Raw genomic sequence first — 16320 nt, 5'->3', positions numbered from 1 at the left:
GGCGTCGGCTGCAGCATGGGCGGTAGATTCGGACAGCGACGTATTCCCCAACGCTTCAGGATTCGGGAATCCCGATTTCGGTCAACGCGGAATGCCCGAAAAGGCTTCACCATGAAACGCCAGAAATTCCCGGCAGATGTCAGAACAGCACAGCCGGGTTCATGATCCGCTTCGGGTCGATGGCGCGGCGAATGGCGGCCATGGTCTCGACCTCCAGCGACGACTTGTATTTGCGGACCTCGTCGGTCTTCAGCCGGCCGAGGCCGTGCTCGGCCGAGATGGAGCCGTCGTACCGGGCGACGACGTCATGGACGACCTGCGACCCTTCCTTCCAGCGGGCGATGAAGGCGGGGATGTCCTCGCCGACGGCCGGCAGGATGTCATAGTGCAGGTTGCCGTCGCCGACATGGCCGAAGACCGAGACGCGAGCGCCGGGATGGAAGCGCTCGACCGCCGCCGTGGCCTCGTCGATGAAGTCGGCGATGCGGCTGATGGGCACGGAGACGTCGTGTTTCCAGCCGCCGCCCTCGGGCTTGAGCGCCGCCGAATGCTCTTCGCGCAGACGCCAGAAGGCGGCGCGCTGGCTGTCGTTCTGGGCGATGGCGGCGTCGGTGATCAGGCCTTCCTCGAAGGCGACCTCGAGCAGGGCGTCCAGCTGGGCCTCGGCGCCGCCGGGCGTGCCGGAGGCGATCTCGATCAGCACCGACCACTCGGGGATCGGCTCCAGCGGCCAGCGGGTGTCGGGGATGTTCTTGATGACCAGTTCGGCGCCCAGACGCTTCATCAGCTCGAAGGCCTCGACCCCGCCGCCGGTCTCGGCGCGGGCGCGGGCCAGAAGCTCGACCGAGGCCGCCGCCGTCTCCAGCGCCACCATGGCCACGGCGCGGGAGCGCATGACCGGATAGAGTTTCAGCGTCGCCGCCGTGACCACGCCCAGGGTGCCCTCGGCGCCGATCAGCAGCTGCTTCAGGTCATAGCCGGTGTTGTCCTTCCGCAGCCGCTTCAGGCCGTTGAAGATCTCGCCATTGGGCATGACGGCCTCGATGCCGAGCACCTGATCGCGCATCATGCCGTAGCGCAGGACCTGGGTGCCGCCGGCGTTGGTCGAGATGACCCCGCCGATGGTCGCCGTGCCCTCGGCCGCGAGGCTGAGCGGGAAGAAGCGGTCGGCGCCGGCGGCGTGCTGCTGGGCCTCCAGCAGGGTGATGCCGGCCTCCAGCGTCATGGCGTCATCCAGCGGCGTCACGTCGCGCACAGCGCGCAGACGGCGCGTGGACAGCAGGACCTCGCCATAGGGGATCTGTCCGCCGACCAGCCCGGTGTTGCCGCCCTGCGGAATGATGGCCACCCCGTGTGCGGCGCAGATGGCGACGGCCCTGGCGACCTCTTGCGTCGAGCCGGGCGTCAGCAGGATCGGGGTCTCGCCGGTCCAGCGCCCGCGCCATTCGGTCAGGTGCGGGGCGACGGTGAACGGGTCCTGGCTCCAGCCCGCCGGGCCCAGCGCGGCCTTGAGTTCGTCGAGTACGGCAGGAGAGGGCGCGGTCATGGGCGTCTTCTGTCAAAAACGTGCACGCGACGGAAGCCGAAAGCTATGCTGGGGCATGGATTTTGCGCCGTCTCCCCCGATTCCCGCCCCCGTTCCTGCCGTGGGCGTCGTCTGTATTCGAGACAGCCTGGATGGTGGGGAGGTCCTGCTGATCCGCCGGGGCAAGCCGCCGCGGGCAGGGGAGTGGTCGCTGCCCGGCGGACGCATCGAGCCGGGCGAGCGCGCCGTCGACGCCGCCCTGCGCGAACTGCGCGAGGAGACAGGGATCGAGGCCCGGATCGTCGGCCTGATCGACGTCGTCGATGGCGTCTTTCCCGAGGCCGGGATGCACTATGTCCTGATCGACTATGCCGCGCGCTGGATCTCCGGAGAGCCTGTGGCGGGCGACGACGCGGCCGAGGCGCGGTTCGTGCCGCTCGCGGAAATCGACGCCGTGATCGACTGGAGCGAGACCCGGCGGATCATCCGCGAGGCCCACGTCCTGATCGGGGCCCTCACAAGTCATCCGTGAAACCCCGTCCTTCCTGAGGTTGTCGAAAACCGGACGAACGCCGTCCGGTTTCCATGGCGGCCCTTATGGCGAAGGTCTAGAATGATCGCATAAGGGAGAGACTGTTCATGGTTATGAGTTCCGTCGCCATCACCCTCGTGGTGATCTTCGCCTTCGTTCTGCTGTTCAGCGTCATCAAGATCGTGCCGCAGGGGCGCGAATTCACGGTCGAACGCTTCGGCCGCTACACCAAGACCCTCAAGCCCGGCATCAGCATCCTGACCCCGTTCGTGGAACGGGTCGGCCGCCGCATGAACATGATGGAGCAGGTCCTCGACGTGCCCCAGCAGGAGGTCATCACCAAGGACAACGCCATGGTGAAGGTCGACGCCATTGTCTTCATCCAGGTGATGGAGGCCTCCTCGGCCGCCTATCGAGTCGAGAACCTGCCCTACGCCATCACCCAGCTGTGCATGACCAATCTGCGGACCGTGGTCGGCGCCATGGAGCTGGACGAGGTGCTGTTCCAGCGCGACTCGATCAACAGCCGGCTGCTGACCACCATAGACGCGGCGACCGAGCCGTGGGGCGTCAAGGTCAACCGGATCGAGATCAAGGACCTGACTCCGCCGGCGGACATCACCAACGCCATGGCGCGCCAGATGAAGGCCGAGCGCGAGAAGCGGGCCGTGATCACCGAGGCGGACGGCGAGAAACAGGCCGCCATCGCCCGCGCCGAGGGCGCCAAACAGTCGGCCATCCTCCAGGCCGAGGGCCGCAAGGAGGCCGCCTTCCGCGACTCCGAGGCCCGCGAGCGCGCCGCCGAAGCCGAGGCCAAGGCGACCGCCATGGTGTCCGAGGCCATCGCCCGCGGCGACGTCAACGCCATCAACTACTTCGTCGCCCAGAAGTATGTGGAGGCCTTCGCCGAACTGGCCCGCAACCCGACCCAGAAGACGGTCATCGTTCCCGCCGAGATGAGCGGTCTGGTCGGCACCATCGCCGGCATCGGCCAGCTGGTCGGCCTGGCGCAGGACCAGCAGAGCCGTCCGACCCCGCCGCCCGCGCCGACGCCGACGCGTCGGGGTGGCGCCGTGCCGCCGAGCGCGTGACGCCATGAGCGCTCTGATCGACATCTACGCCGCCCAGCCCTTCTGGCTGTGGCTGGCGGTCGGGGTGGTCCTGCTGGGGATCGAGGCGGCCATTTCGACCGAATGGCTGCTGTGGCCGGCGGTCTCGGCGGGCGTGGTGGCCGTGGTCTGCGCCCTGGGCCTGCGGCTCGGCTTCCCGTCCGAGGCGGCCCTGTTCGCCGTCCTGACCCTGATCTCGACCTTCGCTTCGCGCCGACTGGTTCAGCGGCTCAATCCGGACGAACACCCCGACATCAACGACCGCGACGGCCGCCTGATCGGCCAGCGCGCCCGGGTCGTCGCGGCCTTCGTCGACGGGCGGGGCCGGGTCTTCGTCTCGGGCGCCGAATGGCCCGCCGAGATCGAGGGCGAGCCCCCCATGGTCGGCGACAGCGTGGTGGTCGAACAGACGATCGGCTCGGGCCTGAAGGTGCGGGCGGCCTAGGGAAGGCGGGTTACCGGGCCCGCGCCGCCGCCCTCATCTCGCTGATACCGCGGTTGGCCAGTTCGTCGGCGCGTTCGTTGAGCGGATGGCCGGCGTGGCCCTTGACCCAGTGCCATTTGACCTTGTGCTTCGTGCGGGCGGCGTCCAGCCGCTTCCACAGGTCGTCGTTCTTGACCGGCTTCTTGTCCGCGGTCAGCCAGCCGCGCGACTTCCAGCCCGGAATCCATTTGGTGATGCCGTCCAGGACGTATTTGCTGTCGGTGTGCAGATCGACGTCGCACGATCGCGTCAGGGCCTCCAGCGCCATGATGGCGCCCATCAGCTCCATGCGGTTGTTGGTGGTCAGGGGTTCGCCGCCCGACATTTCCTTGGTCTTTCCGGCCGCCTGCAGAATCGCCCCCCAGCCGCCGGGGCCCGGATTTCCCTTGCAGGCGCCGTCGGTGTGGATGATCACGTGATTTGAGGGGGCGTTCATGGGGCTGTGACTACAGCGTCGATTGCCGCGCCGCCAAGCAATAGCCTATATGGCGCCTGAAGATTTGTGACGGGCCGAATCCGGGCCCCTTAGGAGACGCCGCCGTGGGCAGCATGAGCATCTGGCATTGGGCCATCGTCGCGGTCGTCGTGCTGCTGGTTTTCGGAGGACGCGGCAAGCTGTCCAACATCATGGGCGACGCGGCCAAGGGCATCAAAGCCTTCCGTGAAGGCCTGAAGGACGACGACAAGAAGGACGGCCCGTCGGACGGCGTGTCCAGCCTGCCGCGCACCGACGCCGAAAAAGAAGAGCTGAAGCGCTAGTCGCTACTGACCGGAAAGAGCCTGCAGCATGGGCGGTCTGGGTCCCGGTATCGGGGGCAGCGAGTGGTTCATCATCGGCCTTGTGGCGCTTCTGGTCGTAGGACCGGAGCGTCTGCCCGGCCTTTTGCGCCAATTGGGCAAGATGGTCGCCAAGGCGCGCGGCATGGCCAATGAATTCCGCGCCAGCTTCGACGAGATGGCGCGTCAGTCCGAACTGGACGAGCTCCGCAAGGAGGTCGAGGCCCTGCGCACCGGCCAGAACAGTCCCGTGCGGCTGGGCGCCGACGCGGACGCCGCCTTCAAGGGCATCAAGGACGAGTTCGACAAGCCGCTGTTCGCCGATACCCCGGCGACGGTCGTTCCGGAGTCGGTCGCCGAACCCGCGATGACGCCCGCGGCCTCGGAATGGCCCGATGGCGAGCCGGTCATGATGCCTGTCGCCACGCCGCCGCTGGCGGAGGCTGAACCCGTACCGGTGAAGACCGCCGCGAAGCGCAAGGCGCCGGCCAAGGCCGCGACCTCGCCCGCCAAGACTGCCGCCAGGGCGCCTGCCGCGAAGGCGCCTGCCGCCAAGGCCAAGGTCCCTGCCGCCAAGACCGCGCCCAAGGCCCGCGCCCCGCGCAACAGCAAGCTCGACCTATGACCTACGATCGCAACGAGGCCGAGATCGAGGCGTCGCGCGCCCCGCTGATGGACCATCTGATCGAGCTGCGCGGCCGGCTGATGGTCTGCGTCGCCGCCTTCGTCATCGGCTTCCTGGTCTGTTTCTACTTCGCCGCGCCGATCCAGATCTTCCTGATCAAGCCCTATCAGGCTGCTACAGCCATCCACGCCGTGGCGACCGCCCAGCACAAACACGCCAATCCGATCGAACTGCTGGAAGTCACTTCCGGCCTGAAGCCCATTCCCAAGGGCGGTCAGGCCGCCGTCGAGCTGATCGCCACGGCGCCGCTCGAGCAGCTCTACAGCAAGATGAAGATCGCCGGCTTCGGCGCCATCGTCCTGGCCTTCCCGATCATCGCCTGGCAGCTCTACCGGTTCGTGGCGCCCGGGCTTTACCGCAACGAACGCGGCGCCTTCCTGCCGTTCCTGATCGCGGCGCCGGCGCTGTTCATCATGGGGGCGGCCCTGGTCTATTTCGTCATGCTGCCGTTCGTGATGCTGTTCACCCTCAGCCAGCAGGTCGCGGCCGAGGGCATCGCCGTGGTCCAGACGACCAAAATCTCGGAATATCTGAGCCTGGTGACCTCGCTGCTGCTGGCGTTCGGCCTGTGCTTCCAGCTGCCGGTCGTGACGACGCTTCTGGGCCTGGCGGGACTGGTGACCTCCAAAATCATGGTCGCCGGTCGCCGCTACGCCATCGTCGGGGTTGTGGTCATCGCCGCTGTGGTCACCCCGCCGGATCCGATCAGCCAGCTGATGCTGGCCGTGCCCCTGGTGCTGCTCTACGAAATCTCGATCTGGTGCGTGCGCATCATCGAGTTGCGCAAGCGCAAGGCAGACGAGGCCGAGGGCCTGACCGCCTGATTCGGCCCCGTTGAACGGCCGGGCCCGGCGTGTCGATACTACCGGTGGCATTCGCCTCGGGGCGCGGCTCTACTCCCGGTGTTTACGGCTTGCCAAGGATTGAGGCGCACCCTGAGCCTCTCCTGTCAGGATCCGCCGTGAGCCCTGTTCCCGCCCGCCAGCCGCTGGATATCCTCAGCACGGCCGCCGCCCTGTCGATCATGGCGTTGATGGTCGTTCTTCTGGTCATCGCGGCGAACGACCCGGCGAGCCGGAGCCTGGTCACGACGGTGGCCATCGGCCTGGGCGCGGCCGGACTGATCCTCTACCGCCAACTGCGCAAGAACGAGGGCGGGCTCAGGATGAGCGAGGCGCGGGCCCACTATTCCGCGACCCACGATCCCGTCACCCAGTTGCCGACCAAATCCCTGTTCCTGGACCGGATGGCCGATCTGCCGGATGAGGCCCGCGTCGGGGTCTTCTGTATCGGCCTCGACCAGTTCGAGGAGCTGTATGACTTCCTCGGCCATGACGTCGGTGACCGGGTGATCGCCGAGCTGTCGAAGCGGCTGGCCACCGTCTGCCCCGAGACCGACACCGTGGCCCGGATCGCCGACGGGGTGTTCGCCCTCTACTGGCGCGATCTGACACCGGCCAAGGCCGAGGGCGTCGCCGCCCAGTTGCTGCGCCTGCTGGCTGCGCCGTGCGAGGCCGCGTCGAAGGACACCGTCATCTCCGCCTCCATCGGCCTGGCCTTCTGGACGCCTGCGGACGGCCGGCCGGAGGAGGGGCTGCGCCGCGCGAGACTGGCCATGGCGGGAGCCCGCAAGCACGGCGGCGCCGGCTGGCGCGCCTTCGACCCGGCCATGGACAGCGAACTGCGCGAGCGAAAGGCCCTGGAGGCCGATCTGCGCGCCGCTCTTGCCCAAAGCCAGACTCCGCTCGGGGAAGGCGCGCTCACCCTGTCCTATCAGCCGCAGATCAACGCCAAGGGCGCCATGACGGGCGTCGAGGCCCTGATGCGCTGGAACCACCCGGTGCGTGGGGTCATCTCGCCGACCGTCTTCGTGCCCTTGGCCGAGCATTGCGGCCTGTCGGAAGCCGTCGACCGGTTCGCCCTGAAGCAGGCCTTCATCGACAGCCGTCGCTGGCCCGGCATCCGCACCGCGATCAACATCTCCGCCACCCAGGTCCAGGCCGGTGATCTGGTCCGGTTGCTGCAGGACCTGCTGACCGAAACGGGCGCCTCGGCGAAGGCGCTGGAGATCGAGATCACCGAAAGCGTCCTGCTGTCCGACGATCCGGAGACCTATGAGACGCTGAAAGCCGTGCGCAAGATGGGCTTCACCCTGGCCATCGACGACTTCGGCACCGGCTATTCCAGCCTCGGCTATCTGAAGCGGTTCCCGATCGACAAGATCAAGATCGACCGGTCCTTCGTCACCCATCTGGGCATGCAGCCCGAGAGCGACGCCATCGTCCGCGCCATCGTCGAAATGGCCGAGGCCCTGGACCTCAAGGTGCTGGCCGAGGGGGTCGAGACCCGGGCCCAGGTCGACCGTCTGGCCATCGTCGGCTGCGGCGACATCCAGGGCTTCTATTTCAGCCGCCCGGTCGAGGCCGAGGCCATCGACCGGATGCTGGCTCGCGACGCGAAGGTGGCCTGAGCGCCTTCAAGGCTCCAGGAACAGCATCCAGTCATCCGTGCGGGTCGTGTCCAGCAACCGCGCCCGATCCGCCGGCGTCGTGCGGCCATCGCGCCCGATGACGCCGATGCGGCCATAGACGCCCTCAAGCCGATCCAGCAGGCCTGCGGGGTCCGCGCAGCGCAGGGCGTTGAACTCCAGCACCAGCATCGGCCGGTCGCGCTGGATCAGCGACCAGGCGCCGTCGAGGAAGGCCTCCTCGTGGCCCTCGACATCCACCTTCATGAAGTCGACGCGCGGCCAGTCGGCCAGCAGGGTCTCCAGGCGGGCGACGCGCACGGCGACGGTCCCCGGCGCGGCCTCGCCGATCAGATGGCCGTTCTTGGGTTCGTGATCGGGCACGCTGAGATGCAGGGTCACGTCGTCCTCGGCGCCGGCTGCCTGTTCGAACAGATCCACACGCGTCTGGAAGCCGTTGGCGTAGAGCGAGCGCCGCATGAGGTTGGCCAGACGCGGATTGGGCTCGATCGCCGCGACCCGGCCCGCGGAGCCGGTCAGGTGGGCGAACAGCAGGGCGTAATAGCCGTGGTTGGCGCCCGCATCGACGATCCGCATGCCGGGCCGGATCCGCCGGGCCATGAAGGCCGTCAGCCAGCTCTCCCACAGCCCGTCCAGCATGACGTGGACGCCGAAGCCGACGTCGTCGGAGGCGACATAGAGGCGATAGCGGCTGAGCACACGGCACAGGACCGTGCGGTCGCCCACATAGACCGCGCTCGCCATGCCCCGGCTGCGCCGCAGCAGGGTCTCCCCATCCATCCGGCGCAGGGCTTTCAGCGGGATCGGGCGCGCGCCGGTCAGAGCCTGGGGCAGGGCGTTTCGCAGCCAGTTCAGCAGTTTCACGTGCGAGCCCCTTCAAAAACGAACCGGCCGGGAGCGACGGTGTCGTCCCGGCCGGGGTTGCGTCTGATTGTCCGGCGGGACCGAAGTCCCGCCGTGATCCATCAGCAGCTGTAGTACATGTCGAACTCGACCGGGTGCGGGTGCAGTTGCAGACGCGCGACCTCTTCCATCTTCAGCTCGATGTAGCTGTCGATGAAGTCGTCATCCATGACCCCGCCCTTCTTGAGGAAGGCGCGGTCCTTGTCGAGGCTGTCCAGAGCTTCCTTCAGCGAGCCGCAGACCTCGGGGATCGAGCCGCGCTCTTCCGGCGGCAGGTCGTAGAGGTTCTTGTCGGCGGGGCCGCCCGGATCGATCTGGTTCTCGATCCCGTCCAGACCGGCCATCAGCAGGGCGGTGAAGGTCAGGTAGGGGTTGCCCATGGGGTCGGGGAAGCGGGCTTCGATACGCTTGCCCTTCGGCGAGGAGACCCACGGAATACGGATCGAGGCCGAGCGGTTGCGCGACGAATAGGCCAGCTTGACCGGCGCTTCGTAACCCGGGACCAGACGCTTGTAGGAGTTGGTCGTCGAGTTCGAGAAGGCGTTGATGGCCTTGGCGTGCTTGATGATGCCGCCGATGTACCACAGGCATTCCTGCGACAGGCCGGCGTATTTGTCGCCGGCGAACAGCGGCTTGCCGTCGCGCCAGATCGACTGGTGCACGTGCATGCCCGAGCCGTTGTCCTTGAACATCGGCTTGGCCATGAAGGTCGCCGACTTGCCGTAGGCCGCGGCGACGTTGTGGATGATGTACTTATACAGCTGCAGGCGGTCGGCCATGGTCAGCATGTCCGAGAACTTCAGGCCGAGCTCGTGCTGGGCCGGGGCCACCTCGTGGTGGTGCTTCTCGGGCTGCATGCCCATGTCGCGCATCACGCCCAACATCTCGGCGCGCAGGTCCTGGCCCGAATCGACCGGGTTGACGGGGAAGTAGCCGCCCTTCGGTCCAGGGCGGTGGCCCATGTTGCCTTCGGTGTATTCCGAACCGGTGTTCGACGGCAGTTCGATCGAGTCATACGAATAGCTCGTGTGGCCCGGCTCGGTCGTCCAGCGGACGTCGTCGAAGATGAAGAACTCGGCTTCCGGGCCGAAATAGACCACGTCGCCCACGCCCGAGGACTGGATGTAGCTGAGAGCCTTCTTGGCCATCGAGCGGCTGTCGCGGTTGTAGGGCTCGCCGGTGTCCGGGTTCATGACGTCGCAGAACAGGAACAGCGTCGTGGCCTGGTAGAAGGGGTCGATATAGGCCGTGGTCAGGTCGGGCTTCAGCAGCATGTCCGACTCGTTGATGGCCTTCCAGCCCGCGATCGACGAGCCGTCGAACATGGTGCCTTCGTTCAGGAAGTCGTCGTCGACCAGGTCGATGTCGAAGGTGACGTGCTGAAGCTTGCCACGGGTGTCGGTGAAACGGACGTCGACGTATTTCACGTCCTTGTCCTTGATCTCCTTGAGGATCTTGTCGGCCGCGCTCATGTCTCGATGGTCCTGTTTCTTATGGGGAGGAAGCTGTGTCGTCGGGTCCCAGAAACCCTCCGACGGGATGGAATCAAACGGCCTGGGCGCCGGTTTCTCCGGTTCGGATTCGGATGACGTCGGTGACTTCGGTGACGAAAATCTTCCCGTCGCCGATCTTGCCGGTGCGGGCCGCTGTCTGGATCGCCTCGACCACGGCCGGGTAGAGGTCGTCGGCGACCACCACCTCGATCTTGATCTTGGGCAGGAAGTCGATGACGTACTCAGCCCCGCGATAGAGCTCGGAATGTCCCTTCTGGCGGCCATATCCCTTGGCTTCCAGCACAGTCATACCTTGCACTCCGATGTCCTGGAGCGCCTCTTTCACATCGTCCAGCTTGAAGGGCTTGATGACGGCTTCGATCTTTTTCATCGCATTCCCGAGGCGGCTCTTGATTGGCCGGACGCTCGGGGACCAAAGGGACATCGCATTGCACAATAAGGCAAGCCCCATTTGTACTTTCCGTGTCAGAGGACGGACCGATAGATGACGGAATCCAATACCCCGGCCCTGTGGCGCAATATTCTGCCGTGGCCCGGTCCGGATGCGCATAAACATCAACGGGGGCGTCTGGGCGTGGTCTCCGGCCCCGCCTTCAACACGGGCGCGGCGCGGCTGGCGGCGCGGGCGGGTCTGAGGATCGGCGCCGGCCTGGTGCGCATCCTGTGTCCGCCCGGCGCGGCGCCGGTGATCGCCCCGACGGTGACGGCGATCATGATCGACGAGTTCCTGTCGCCCGAGGCGCTCGGCCGGCTGGCCGACCCGCTGGACGCCGTGGTCATCGGCCCGGCCGCGGGCCTGGAGGAGGAGACCGGCTACAACCTCGCGGCGCTCGGCCGGACCGGGGCGGCCCTGGTGGTCGACGCCGACGCCCTGACCCTGTTCAAGGACCGGCCCAAGGCCCTGTTCGCCTGTCTGGACCGCGACGACGTCCTGACCCCGCATGAGGGGGAGTTCGATCGGGTCTTCCCGAATCTGCTCAAGCACGGGCGCGAGACCGCCGCCTGGGAGGCCGCACGCGTCGCCGGCGCCGTGGTGGTGCTGAAGGGCAGGGAGACGATCATCGCCGCCCCCGACGGCCGGCTGAGGGTCAATCCGAACGGCACGCCCTGGCTGGCCACGGCGGGCAGCGGCGACGTGCTGGCGGGGATGATCGCGGGCCTGATCGCCCAGCGCATGGACAGCTTCGACGCGGCCTGCGCGGCCGTCTGGATGCATTGTGACGCCGCCGCCAGATTCGGCCCGGGCCTGATCGCCGAGGACCTGCCCGAACTGCTTCCGGCGGTGCTGGGGGACCTGGCGCCCAACGCCGCCTGAGGTCGAACGACGGTCGTCGGAGCGATCCACAGGAACAGGAACAGAACAGCAACAACCGGCTTGAGCCGTTCAGGCCGTTTGCCTAGCCTCGCGAGTCGAGGAGGCGCCCCATGCACGACGTCAGGCACGACATCAGGACCGAACGTTACAGCCGGCCCGGCCTGCGGGTTTCGACCGCGTCTGTCGGCGCGACGACGATCCACGTCACCGGCGCCCAGCTGATCGTCGCCTGCGCGGGCGCGAGTTGCAGCCATGAGATTCTGGTCGATCCGCAGCCCCTGTTCGGCGCGCGCCGGTTCTGGCCCGTCAGCGGCCGCTCCGAGCGCTTCCGCTGCCGCTGCGGCTCGCGCGAGACCCGGCTGACCTATACGGCGGGCGTCGTCGCGAACGACGACCCGCTGAACGAGGACGCCATCCGCCTGTGGGCGTGAAGCCGTAGACGGCGACGGCGCTCGCCTGTAGAGCGGCGCTCCTACCGTGCGGATGTGGCGAAACTGGTAGACGCACCAGATTTAGGTTCTGGCATCGCAAGATGTGGAGGTTCGAGTCCTCTCATCCGCACCAACTTCTTTCTTGTTACGCTAACGCTCGCGCCGCGGGCGCTCGCTGCTTGAGCGCGTTTCTTGAAGGGCGCTAACGCTCGCGACGCGGTGGCTCGCTGCCTGAGCGCCTTGAACACCTCTACTGCCCAACAAAAAAGGCCCCGGATCGCTCCGGGGCCTTTCTGTCGTTTCAGACCGATCAGGTCGTCGCCGGCGGCGGCGGGATGTCGGCGTCGTCCTCGTGGACCTCCATCCGACCCTTGGCCATGTGGCTCTTGCGGTAGCCATAGGCGAAGTAGAGCAGCAGGCCGACGCCGCCCCAGATCGGCAGCACCATCTTGGCGTCGTGCGGCAGGTTCCAGAACAGGAAGGCGCAGCCGGCGGCCGAGATCGGCGCGATGATCCACACCAGCGGCATCTTGAACGGACGGACGCGGTTGGGGTCGGTCTTGCGCAGAACCATGACCGCGATCGACACCATGAAGAAGGCGAACAGCGTCCCGGAGTTGGAGATGTCGGCCAGCTTCCCGACCGGGAACAGGGCGGCGGCGATGGCCACGGCGATCCCGGTGAACAGGGTCACGATGTAAGGCGTCTTGAACGTCTTGTGCATCTTGGTCAGGCCTTCCGGCAGCAGACCGTCGCGCGCCATCACGAAGAAGATGCGCGTCTGGCCGTAGATCATCATCAGGATGACCGACGGCAGGGCCAGCATGGCGGCCAGACCCAGGGCGTTGCCGACCTGCGGGTGACCGATCACGCGCAGGACGTGAGCCAGGGCTTCGTTCGAGCAGACCAGTTGCTGGGCGTTGGCGGGCAGGGCGCAGGCCGCGACGAAGGCGGGCGAGCCCGGCTCGACAGCAGCGCCGCCGGCGCCGAGCACCGGCTGGGCGCCGATCGCGCCGGCCGCGCCGAGGGCGACCAGCAGATAGAAGACCGTACAGAAGGCCAGCGAACCGATCAGGCCGATCGGAACGTTCTTCTGCGGGTTCTTGGTTTCCTCGGCGGCCGTGGAAACGGCGTCGAAGCCGACATAGGCGAAGAAGATCGAGGCCGCGGCGCCGACGACGCCCATGCCCGAATAGGCGCCGAACATGCCGTTGGGCGTGAAGGGCGACAGGTTGGCGGTGTCGATGACCGGCAGGGTCAGGGCGATGAAGACCGTCAGGGCGATGACCTTGATGGCCACCAGGATGGCGTTGACGCGCGCCGATTCCGTCGTGCCGAGGATCAGCAGGCCGGTCACGGCCAGAGCCACGATGATGGCCGGCACATTGACGATGCCCGCCGAGAAGTCAGGCACCGGGATGAAGCCCTTCATGGCCCAGGTCGGCCCGGCGGATAGAAGGTCAGGGAAGTCGAAATGTAGCCCGTTCTCTATCAACCCCAGCACATAGCCCGACCAGCCGACCGACACGGCCGAGGCCGCCACGGCGTATTCGAGGATCAGGGCCCAGCCGACACACCAGGCCAGCAGCTCGCCCATGACGGCGTAGGTATAGGTGTAGGCGGAGCCCGAAACCGGGGCCATGGCCGCCAGTTCGGAGTAGCAGAGCGCCGCGACCGCGCAGACCGCGCCGGCGATGACGAAGCTGAGCATCATGCCCGGGCCGGCCTTTTGCGAGGCGGCCGCCGTCAGAACGAAAATGCCGGTGCCGATGATGGCCCCGATACCCAAAAGGGTGAGTTGAACCGGACCTAGCGACCGATGAAGAGACTTCTTCTCGGCCGTGGCTAGAATCGCGTCTAGCGATTTAACGCGCCACATGGATTACCCCTCGACTTGTTGCCCCCGGCTCCTGCCGGTTTGGGCGGGACGCTAGCCACGGAAATCCCGGTACGCAACGTGGTATCAGTCTGGTGAACCCGCGACGACGCTTTCGTGACCGGCTGCGTTGCCGGTAAAGCGCGACTTTTCTTCTTGGGGCTACCGCGCTTTGCGCTACTTGAGCCCGAAATGCTCCCGATTCATGCCGTTCTCGACGACCTGAAGGCCGCGCTCGCCGCGTCGGACGCGGTCGTGCTGGCCGCGCCGCCGGGGGCGGGGAAGACGACGGTCGTGCCCCTGGCCCTGCTGGATCAGGACTGGCTGGGCGACAGCAAGGTGCTGGTGCTGGAGCCGCGCAGGCTGGCCGCCCGCGCCGCCGCCGAGCGGATGGCCGCGACGCTGAACGAGGCCGCAGGTGACACGGTCGGCTATCGGACCCGGTTGCAGAGCCGGATCGGACCGAAGACCCGCATCGAGGTGATCACCGAGGGCGTCTTCACCCGCATGATCCTCGACGACCCGGGCCTCGACGGCGTTGGCGCGGTCCTGTTCGACGAATTCCACGAACGCAGCCTCGACGCCGACCTCGGCCTGGCCCTGGCGCGCGAGAGCCAGTCCCTGCTGCGGCCCGACCTGAAGCTGCTGGTCATGTCGGCGACACTGGATATCGCCGGGGTCTCCGCCTTGCTGGATGGCGCCCCGGTCGTGGAAGCGCAGGGGCGGATGTTCCCGGTCGAGACCCGCTATCTGGGCCGCAACGCCGCCGAACGGTTCGAGGACGCCATGGCCCGCGCCTGCCGTCAGGCCCTGGCCGACGAAACCGGCTCCATCCTCGCCTTCCTGCCGGGACAGGGGGAGATTCACCGCACGCTGCAGAAGCTGAAGGAGCAGGTCCGTGATCCCTCGGTCGATGTGGTCGCCCTGTACGGCGCGCTGGACAAGGCCGAGCAGGACCGGGCGCTGGACCCGTCGCCGCCCGGACGGCGCAAGATCGTGCTGGCCACCTCGGTCGCCGAGACCAGCCTGACCATCGAGGGGGTGAGGGTCGTCATCGACGGCGGCCTGTCGCGTGTGCCCCGCTTCGAGCCGTCCAGCGGCCTGACCCGGCTGGTCACCGTCCGCGTCAGCCGATCCTCCGCCGAGCAGCGCCGGGGCCGGGCGGGGCGGGTCGAGCCCGGCGTCTGCTACCGCCTGTGGGACGAGGAGCAGACGCGCGGACTGGTCCAGCACCAGAGGCCCGAGATTCTCGAAGCCGACCTGACCGCCTTCGCCCTGGATCTGGCCCGCTGGGGCGCGCGGTCGGCGGAGGGACTGGCCCTGCTGGATCCGCCGCCCGTCGGCGCCTTCGCCGAGGCCCGGAATGTCCTGACCCGGCTGGGCGCGCTGGACGCCACCGGCGCCCTGACGGAGCACGGGCAGCGGTTGATCGGCATTCCCCTGACGCCCCGCCTCGGCCATCTGGCCGCCGTCGCCGCCGATGCGGGGGAGGCGATGCTGGGCGCCCGGATGGCGGCGGTGCTGTCCGAGCCCGGGCTGGGCGGCAATGACGTCGATATCCGCGAGCGTTTGCGCGGGCTGGAGCGCGATCGCTCGCCCCGCGCCCGCGACGCCATGAAACTGGCCGAACGCTGGAGCCGGGCCGCGTCAAAGGGCGTGGGCAGGGGTGGGGACGCGGACGTCGGAACCCTGCTGGCCGCCGCCTTCCCCGAACGGATCGCCAAGGCGCGCGGCAAGCCCGGCGAGGTGCTGCTGGCCTCCGGACGCGGCGCCTTCCTCGACCCGACCGACCCTCTGGCCCGCGAGCCGTGGCTGGCGGTGGCGGAAGTCGGGGGCGGCGACGCGCGGGACCGCATCCGTCTGGCCGCCCCCGCCGATCCGGCGGCGCTGGAGGATCTGGTCACCGTCGAGGACCGGCTGACGCGCGAACCCTCGGGCCGGATGGTCATGCGCCGCATCCGGCGGCTGGGCGCCATCGTCGTCGACGAGAAGATCACCGGCGCTCCCGACCACACCGCCGTCACCGCCGCCCTGAAGGCCGAGGTCGAGCGCGACGGTCTGCGCGACCTGAAATGGGGTGAGCGCGCCTCTGACCTGCGCGCCCGGCTGAGCTGGCTCGGCGCGCTCGAAGACGGTTGGCCGGACATGACCGAGGCCGGGCTGCTGGCCGAACGCGAGACCTGGCTCTGGCCGCTGCTGGACGGCGTCCAGTCGCTGGAAGCGATCTCGGACGGGGCGCTGGAGCAGGGGCTCCGGACCCTGATCCCGTGGGATCGACAGCGGGCGCTGGATGATCTGGCGCCCGCGCGTCTGGTCACGCCTCTGGGTTCGGCCGCTATCGACTATGCCGCCGAGGGTGGACCCCGCGTCGACATCCGGGTGCAGGAACTGTTCGGGCTGAAGACCCACCCGACCGTCGGCGGAAAGGCGAGCGTCGCCCTGACCCTGGCCCTGCTGTCGCCCGCGCGCCGCCCGGTGCAGATGACCAAGGACCTGCCCGGCTTCTGGTCCGGCAGTTGGGCCGCTGTGCGCGCCGAGATGCGCGGCCGCTACCCTCGCCACCCCTGGCCCGAAGACCCCGCCAACGCCGAGGCCACCAGCCGGGCCAAGCCGCGCGGGACGTGAACGCCGAAAGGCGCCGTCACCGTTCGTGACACCCGTCGACCCGGCGGGCGGTTGTG

16 protein-coding genes and 1 tRNA gene are annotated in these 16320 nt (G+C 67.9%); 11 read left to right on the top strand and 6 right to left on the bottom strand.

Annotated features, from left to right (window positions below; translation table 11 throughout):
• Window positions 1–139: 139 nt before the first annotated feature.
• Complete coding sequence (locus tag AC1ROD_RS09315; protein ID WP_492947978.1) at window positions 140–1546, bottom strand: FAD-binding oxidoreductase; 1407 nt, start codon at window positions 1544–1546, stop codon at window positions 140–142.
• Window positions 1547–1601: 55 nt separating this feature from the next.
• Here AC1ROD_RS09315 and AC1ROD_RS09310 point away from each other — a divergent pair, with 55 nt between their 5' ends.
• From AC1ROD_RS09310 to AC1ROD_RS09300, 3 genes are all read left to right on the top strand, one after another.
• Window positions 1602–2057: an NUDIX hydrolase gene (locus tag AC1ROD_RS09310; protein ID WP_492947977.1), complete on the top strand. Its 456-nt coding sequence runs from the start codon at window positions 1602–1604 to the stop codon at window positions 2055–2057.
• Between the two features lie 113 nt (window positions 2058–2170).
• Window positions 2171–3148, top strand: a complete 978-nt coding sequence (locus tag AC1ROD_RS09305) for an SPFH domain-containing protein (protein ID WP_492948433.1) — start codon at window positions 2171–2173, stop codon at window positions 3146–3148.
• A gap of 4 nt (window positions 3149–3152) precedes the next feature.
• Window positions 3153–3611: an NfeD family protein gene (locus AC1ROD_RS09300; RefSeq protein ID WP_492947976.1), complete on the top strand. Its 459-nt coding sequence runs from the start codon at window positions 3153–3155 to the stop codon at window positions 3609–3611.
• 10 nt (window positions 3612–3621) lie between these two features.
• Here the strand turns inward: AC1ROD_RS09300 and rnhA are convergent, their stop codons facing one another.
• A complete protein-coding gene (gene rnhA, locus AC1ROD_RS09295) occupies window positions 3622–4086 on the bottom strand; it encodes a ribonuclease HI (RefSeq protein WP_492947975.1) in 465 nt (154 codons plus the stop codon).
• 104 nt (window positions 4087–4190) lie between these two features.
• Here rnhA and AC1ROD_RS09290 point away from each other — a divergent pair, with 104 nt between their 5' ends.
• From AC1ROD_RS09290 to AC1ROD_RS09275, 4 genes are all read left to right on the top strand, one after another.
• Window positions 4191–4409, top strand: a complete 219-nt coding sequence (locus tag AC1ROD_RS09290) for a twin-arginine translocase TatA/TatE family subunit (RefSeq protein ID WP_207931910.1) — start codon at window positions 4191–4193, stop codon at window positions 4407–4409.
• Window positions 4410–4437: 28 nt separating this feature from the next.
• On the top strand, window positions 4438–5052 hold the full coding sequence (gene tatB / locus AC1ROD_RS09285) for a Sec-independent protein translocase protein TatB (RefSeq protein WP_492947974.1): 615 nt from the start codon (window positions 4438–4440) through the stop codon (window positions 5050–5052).
• The gene (gene tatC / locus AC1ROD_RS09280; protein WP_492947973.1) at window positions 5049–5936 is read left to right on the top strand and encodes a twin-arginine translocase subunit TatC; all 888 of its coding nucleotides are present in this window, start codon (window positions 5049–5051) and stop codon (window positions 5934–5936) included. The genes tatB and tatC overlap by 4 nt, the downstream gene beginning before the upstream one ends.
• Window positions 5937–6073: 137 nt before the next feature.
• Window positions 6074–7582, top strand: coding sequence for a putative bifunctional diguanylate cyclase/phosphodiesterase (locus tag AC1ROD_RS09275; protein WP_492947972.1), 1509 nt, complete (start codon window positions 6074–6076; stop codon window positions 7580–7582).
• Between the two features lie 6 nt (window positions 7583–7588).
• On the opposite strand, the gene AC1ROD_RS09270 is transcribed toward AC1ROD_RS09275, so the two are convergent.
• The 3 genes from AC1ROD_RS09270 to AC1ROD_RS09260 all read right to left on the bottom strand — a co-directional run bounded on the left by AC1ROD_RS09270 (window position 7589) and on the right by AC1ROD_RS09260 (window position 10387).
• Window positions 7589–8464 (bottom strand): FkbM family methyltransferase, encoded by an 876-nt coding sequence (locus tag AC1ROD_RS09270; RefSeq protein ID WP_492947971.1) that lies wholly within the window; start codon window positions 8462–8464, stop codon window positions 7589–7591.
• A 101-nt stretch (window positions 8465–8565) separates the two neighbouring features.
• Window positions 8566–9975 carry a type I glutamate--ammonia ligase gene (glnA, locus tag AC1ROD_RS09265; RefSeq protein WP_492947970.1) on the bottom strand — a complete coding sequence of 470 codons (1410 nt, stop codon included), beginning with the start codon at window positions 9973–9975 and terminating at the stop codon, window positions 8566–8568.
• A 73-nt stretch (window positions 9976–10048) separates the two neighbouring features.
• A complete protein-coding gene (locus tag AC1ROD_RS09260) occupies window positions 10049–10387 on the bottom strand; it encodes a P-II family nitrogen regulator (protein ID WP_207931906.1) in 339 nt (112 codons plus the stop codon).
• Between the two features lie 114 nt (window positions 10388–10501).
• Between AC1ROD_RS09260 and AC1ROD_RS09255 the strand changes: the two genes are divergently transcribed.
• From AC1ROD_RS09255 to AC1ROD_RS09245, 3 genes are all read left to right on the top strand, one after another.
• Window positions 10502–11332, top strand: a complete 831-nt coding sequence (locus AC1ROD_RS09255; RefSeq protein WP_492947969.1) for an NAD(P)H-hydrate dehydratase — start codon at window positions 10502–10504, stop codon at window positions 11330–11332.
• Between the two features lie 110 nt (window positions 11333–11442).
• Entirely contained in the window at window positions 11443–11763 is a 321-nt protein-coding gene (locus AC1ROD_RS09250; protein ID WP_492947968.1) for a hypothetical protein, read from the top strand.
• Window positions 11764–11811: 48 nt separating this feature from the next.
• A tRNA-Leu gene (locus AC1ROD_RS09245) sits at window positions 11812–11896 on the top strand.
• Window positions 11897–12073: 177 nt separating this feature from the next.
• On the opposite strand, the gene AC1ROD_RS09240 is transcribed toward AC1ROD_RS09245, so the two are convergent.
• Window positions 12074–13642, bottom strand: coding sequence for an amino acid permease (locus AC1ROD_RS09240; RefSeq protein WP_492947967.1), 1569 nt, complete (start codon window positions 13640–13642; stop codon window positions 12074–12076).
• Window positions 13643–13831: 189 nt separating this feature from the next.
• Between AC1ROD_RS09240 and hrpB the strand changes: the two genes are divergently transcribed.
• On the top strand, window positions 13832–16264 hold the full coding sequence (gene hrpB, locus AC1ROD_RS09235) for an ATP-dependent helicase HrpB (RefSeq protein WP_492947966.1): 2433 nt from the start codon (window positions 13832–13834) through the stop codon (window positions 16262–16264).
• Window positions 16265–16320: the final 56 nt, after the last annotated feature.

Source organism: Brevundimonas sp. GW821-FHT12E07, assembly GCF_058807035.1.
This window is presented reverse-complemented; position numbering and strand designations above follow the sequence as displayed.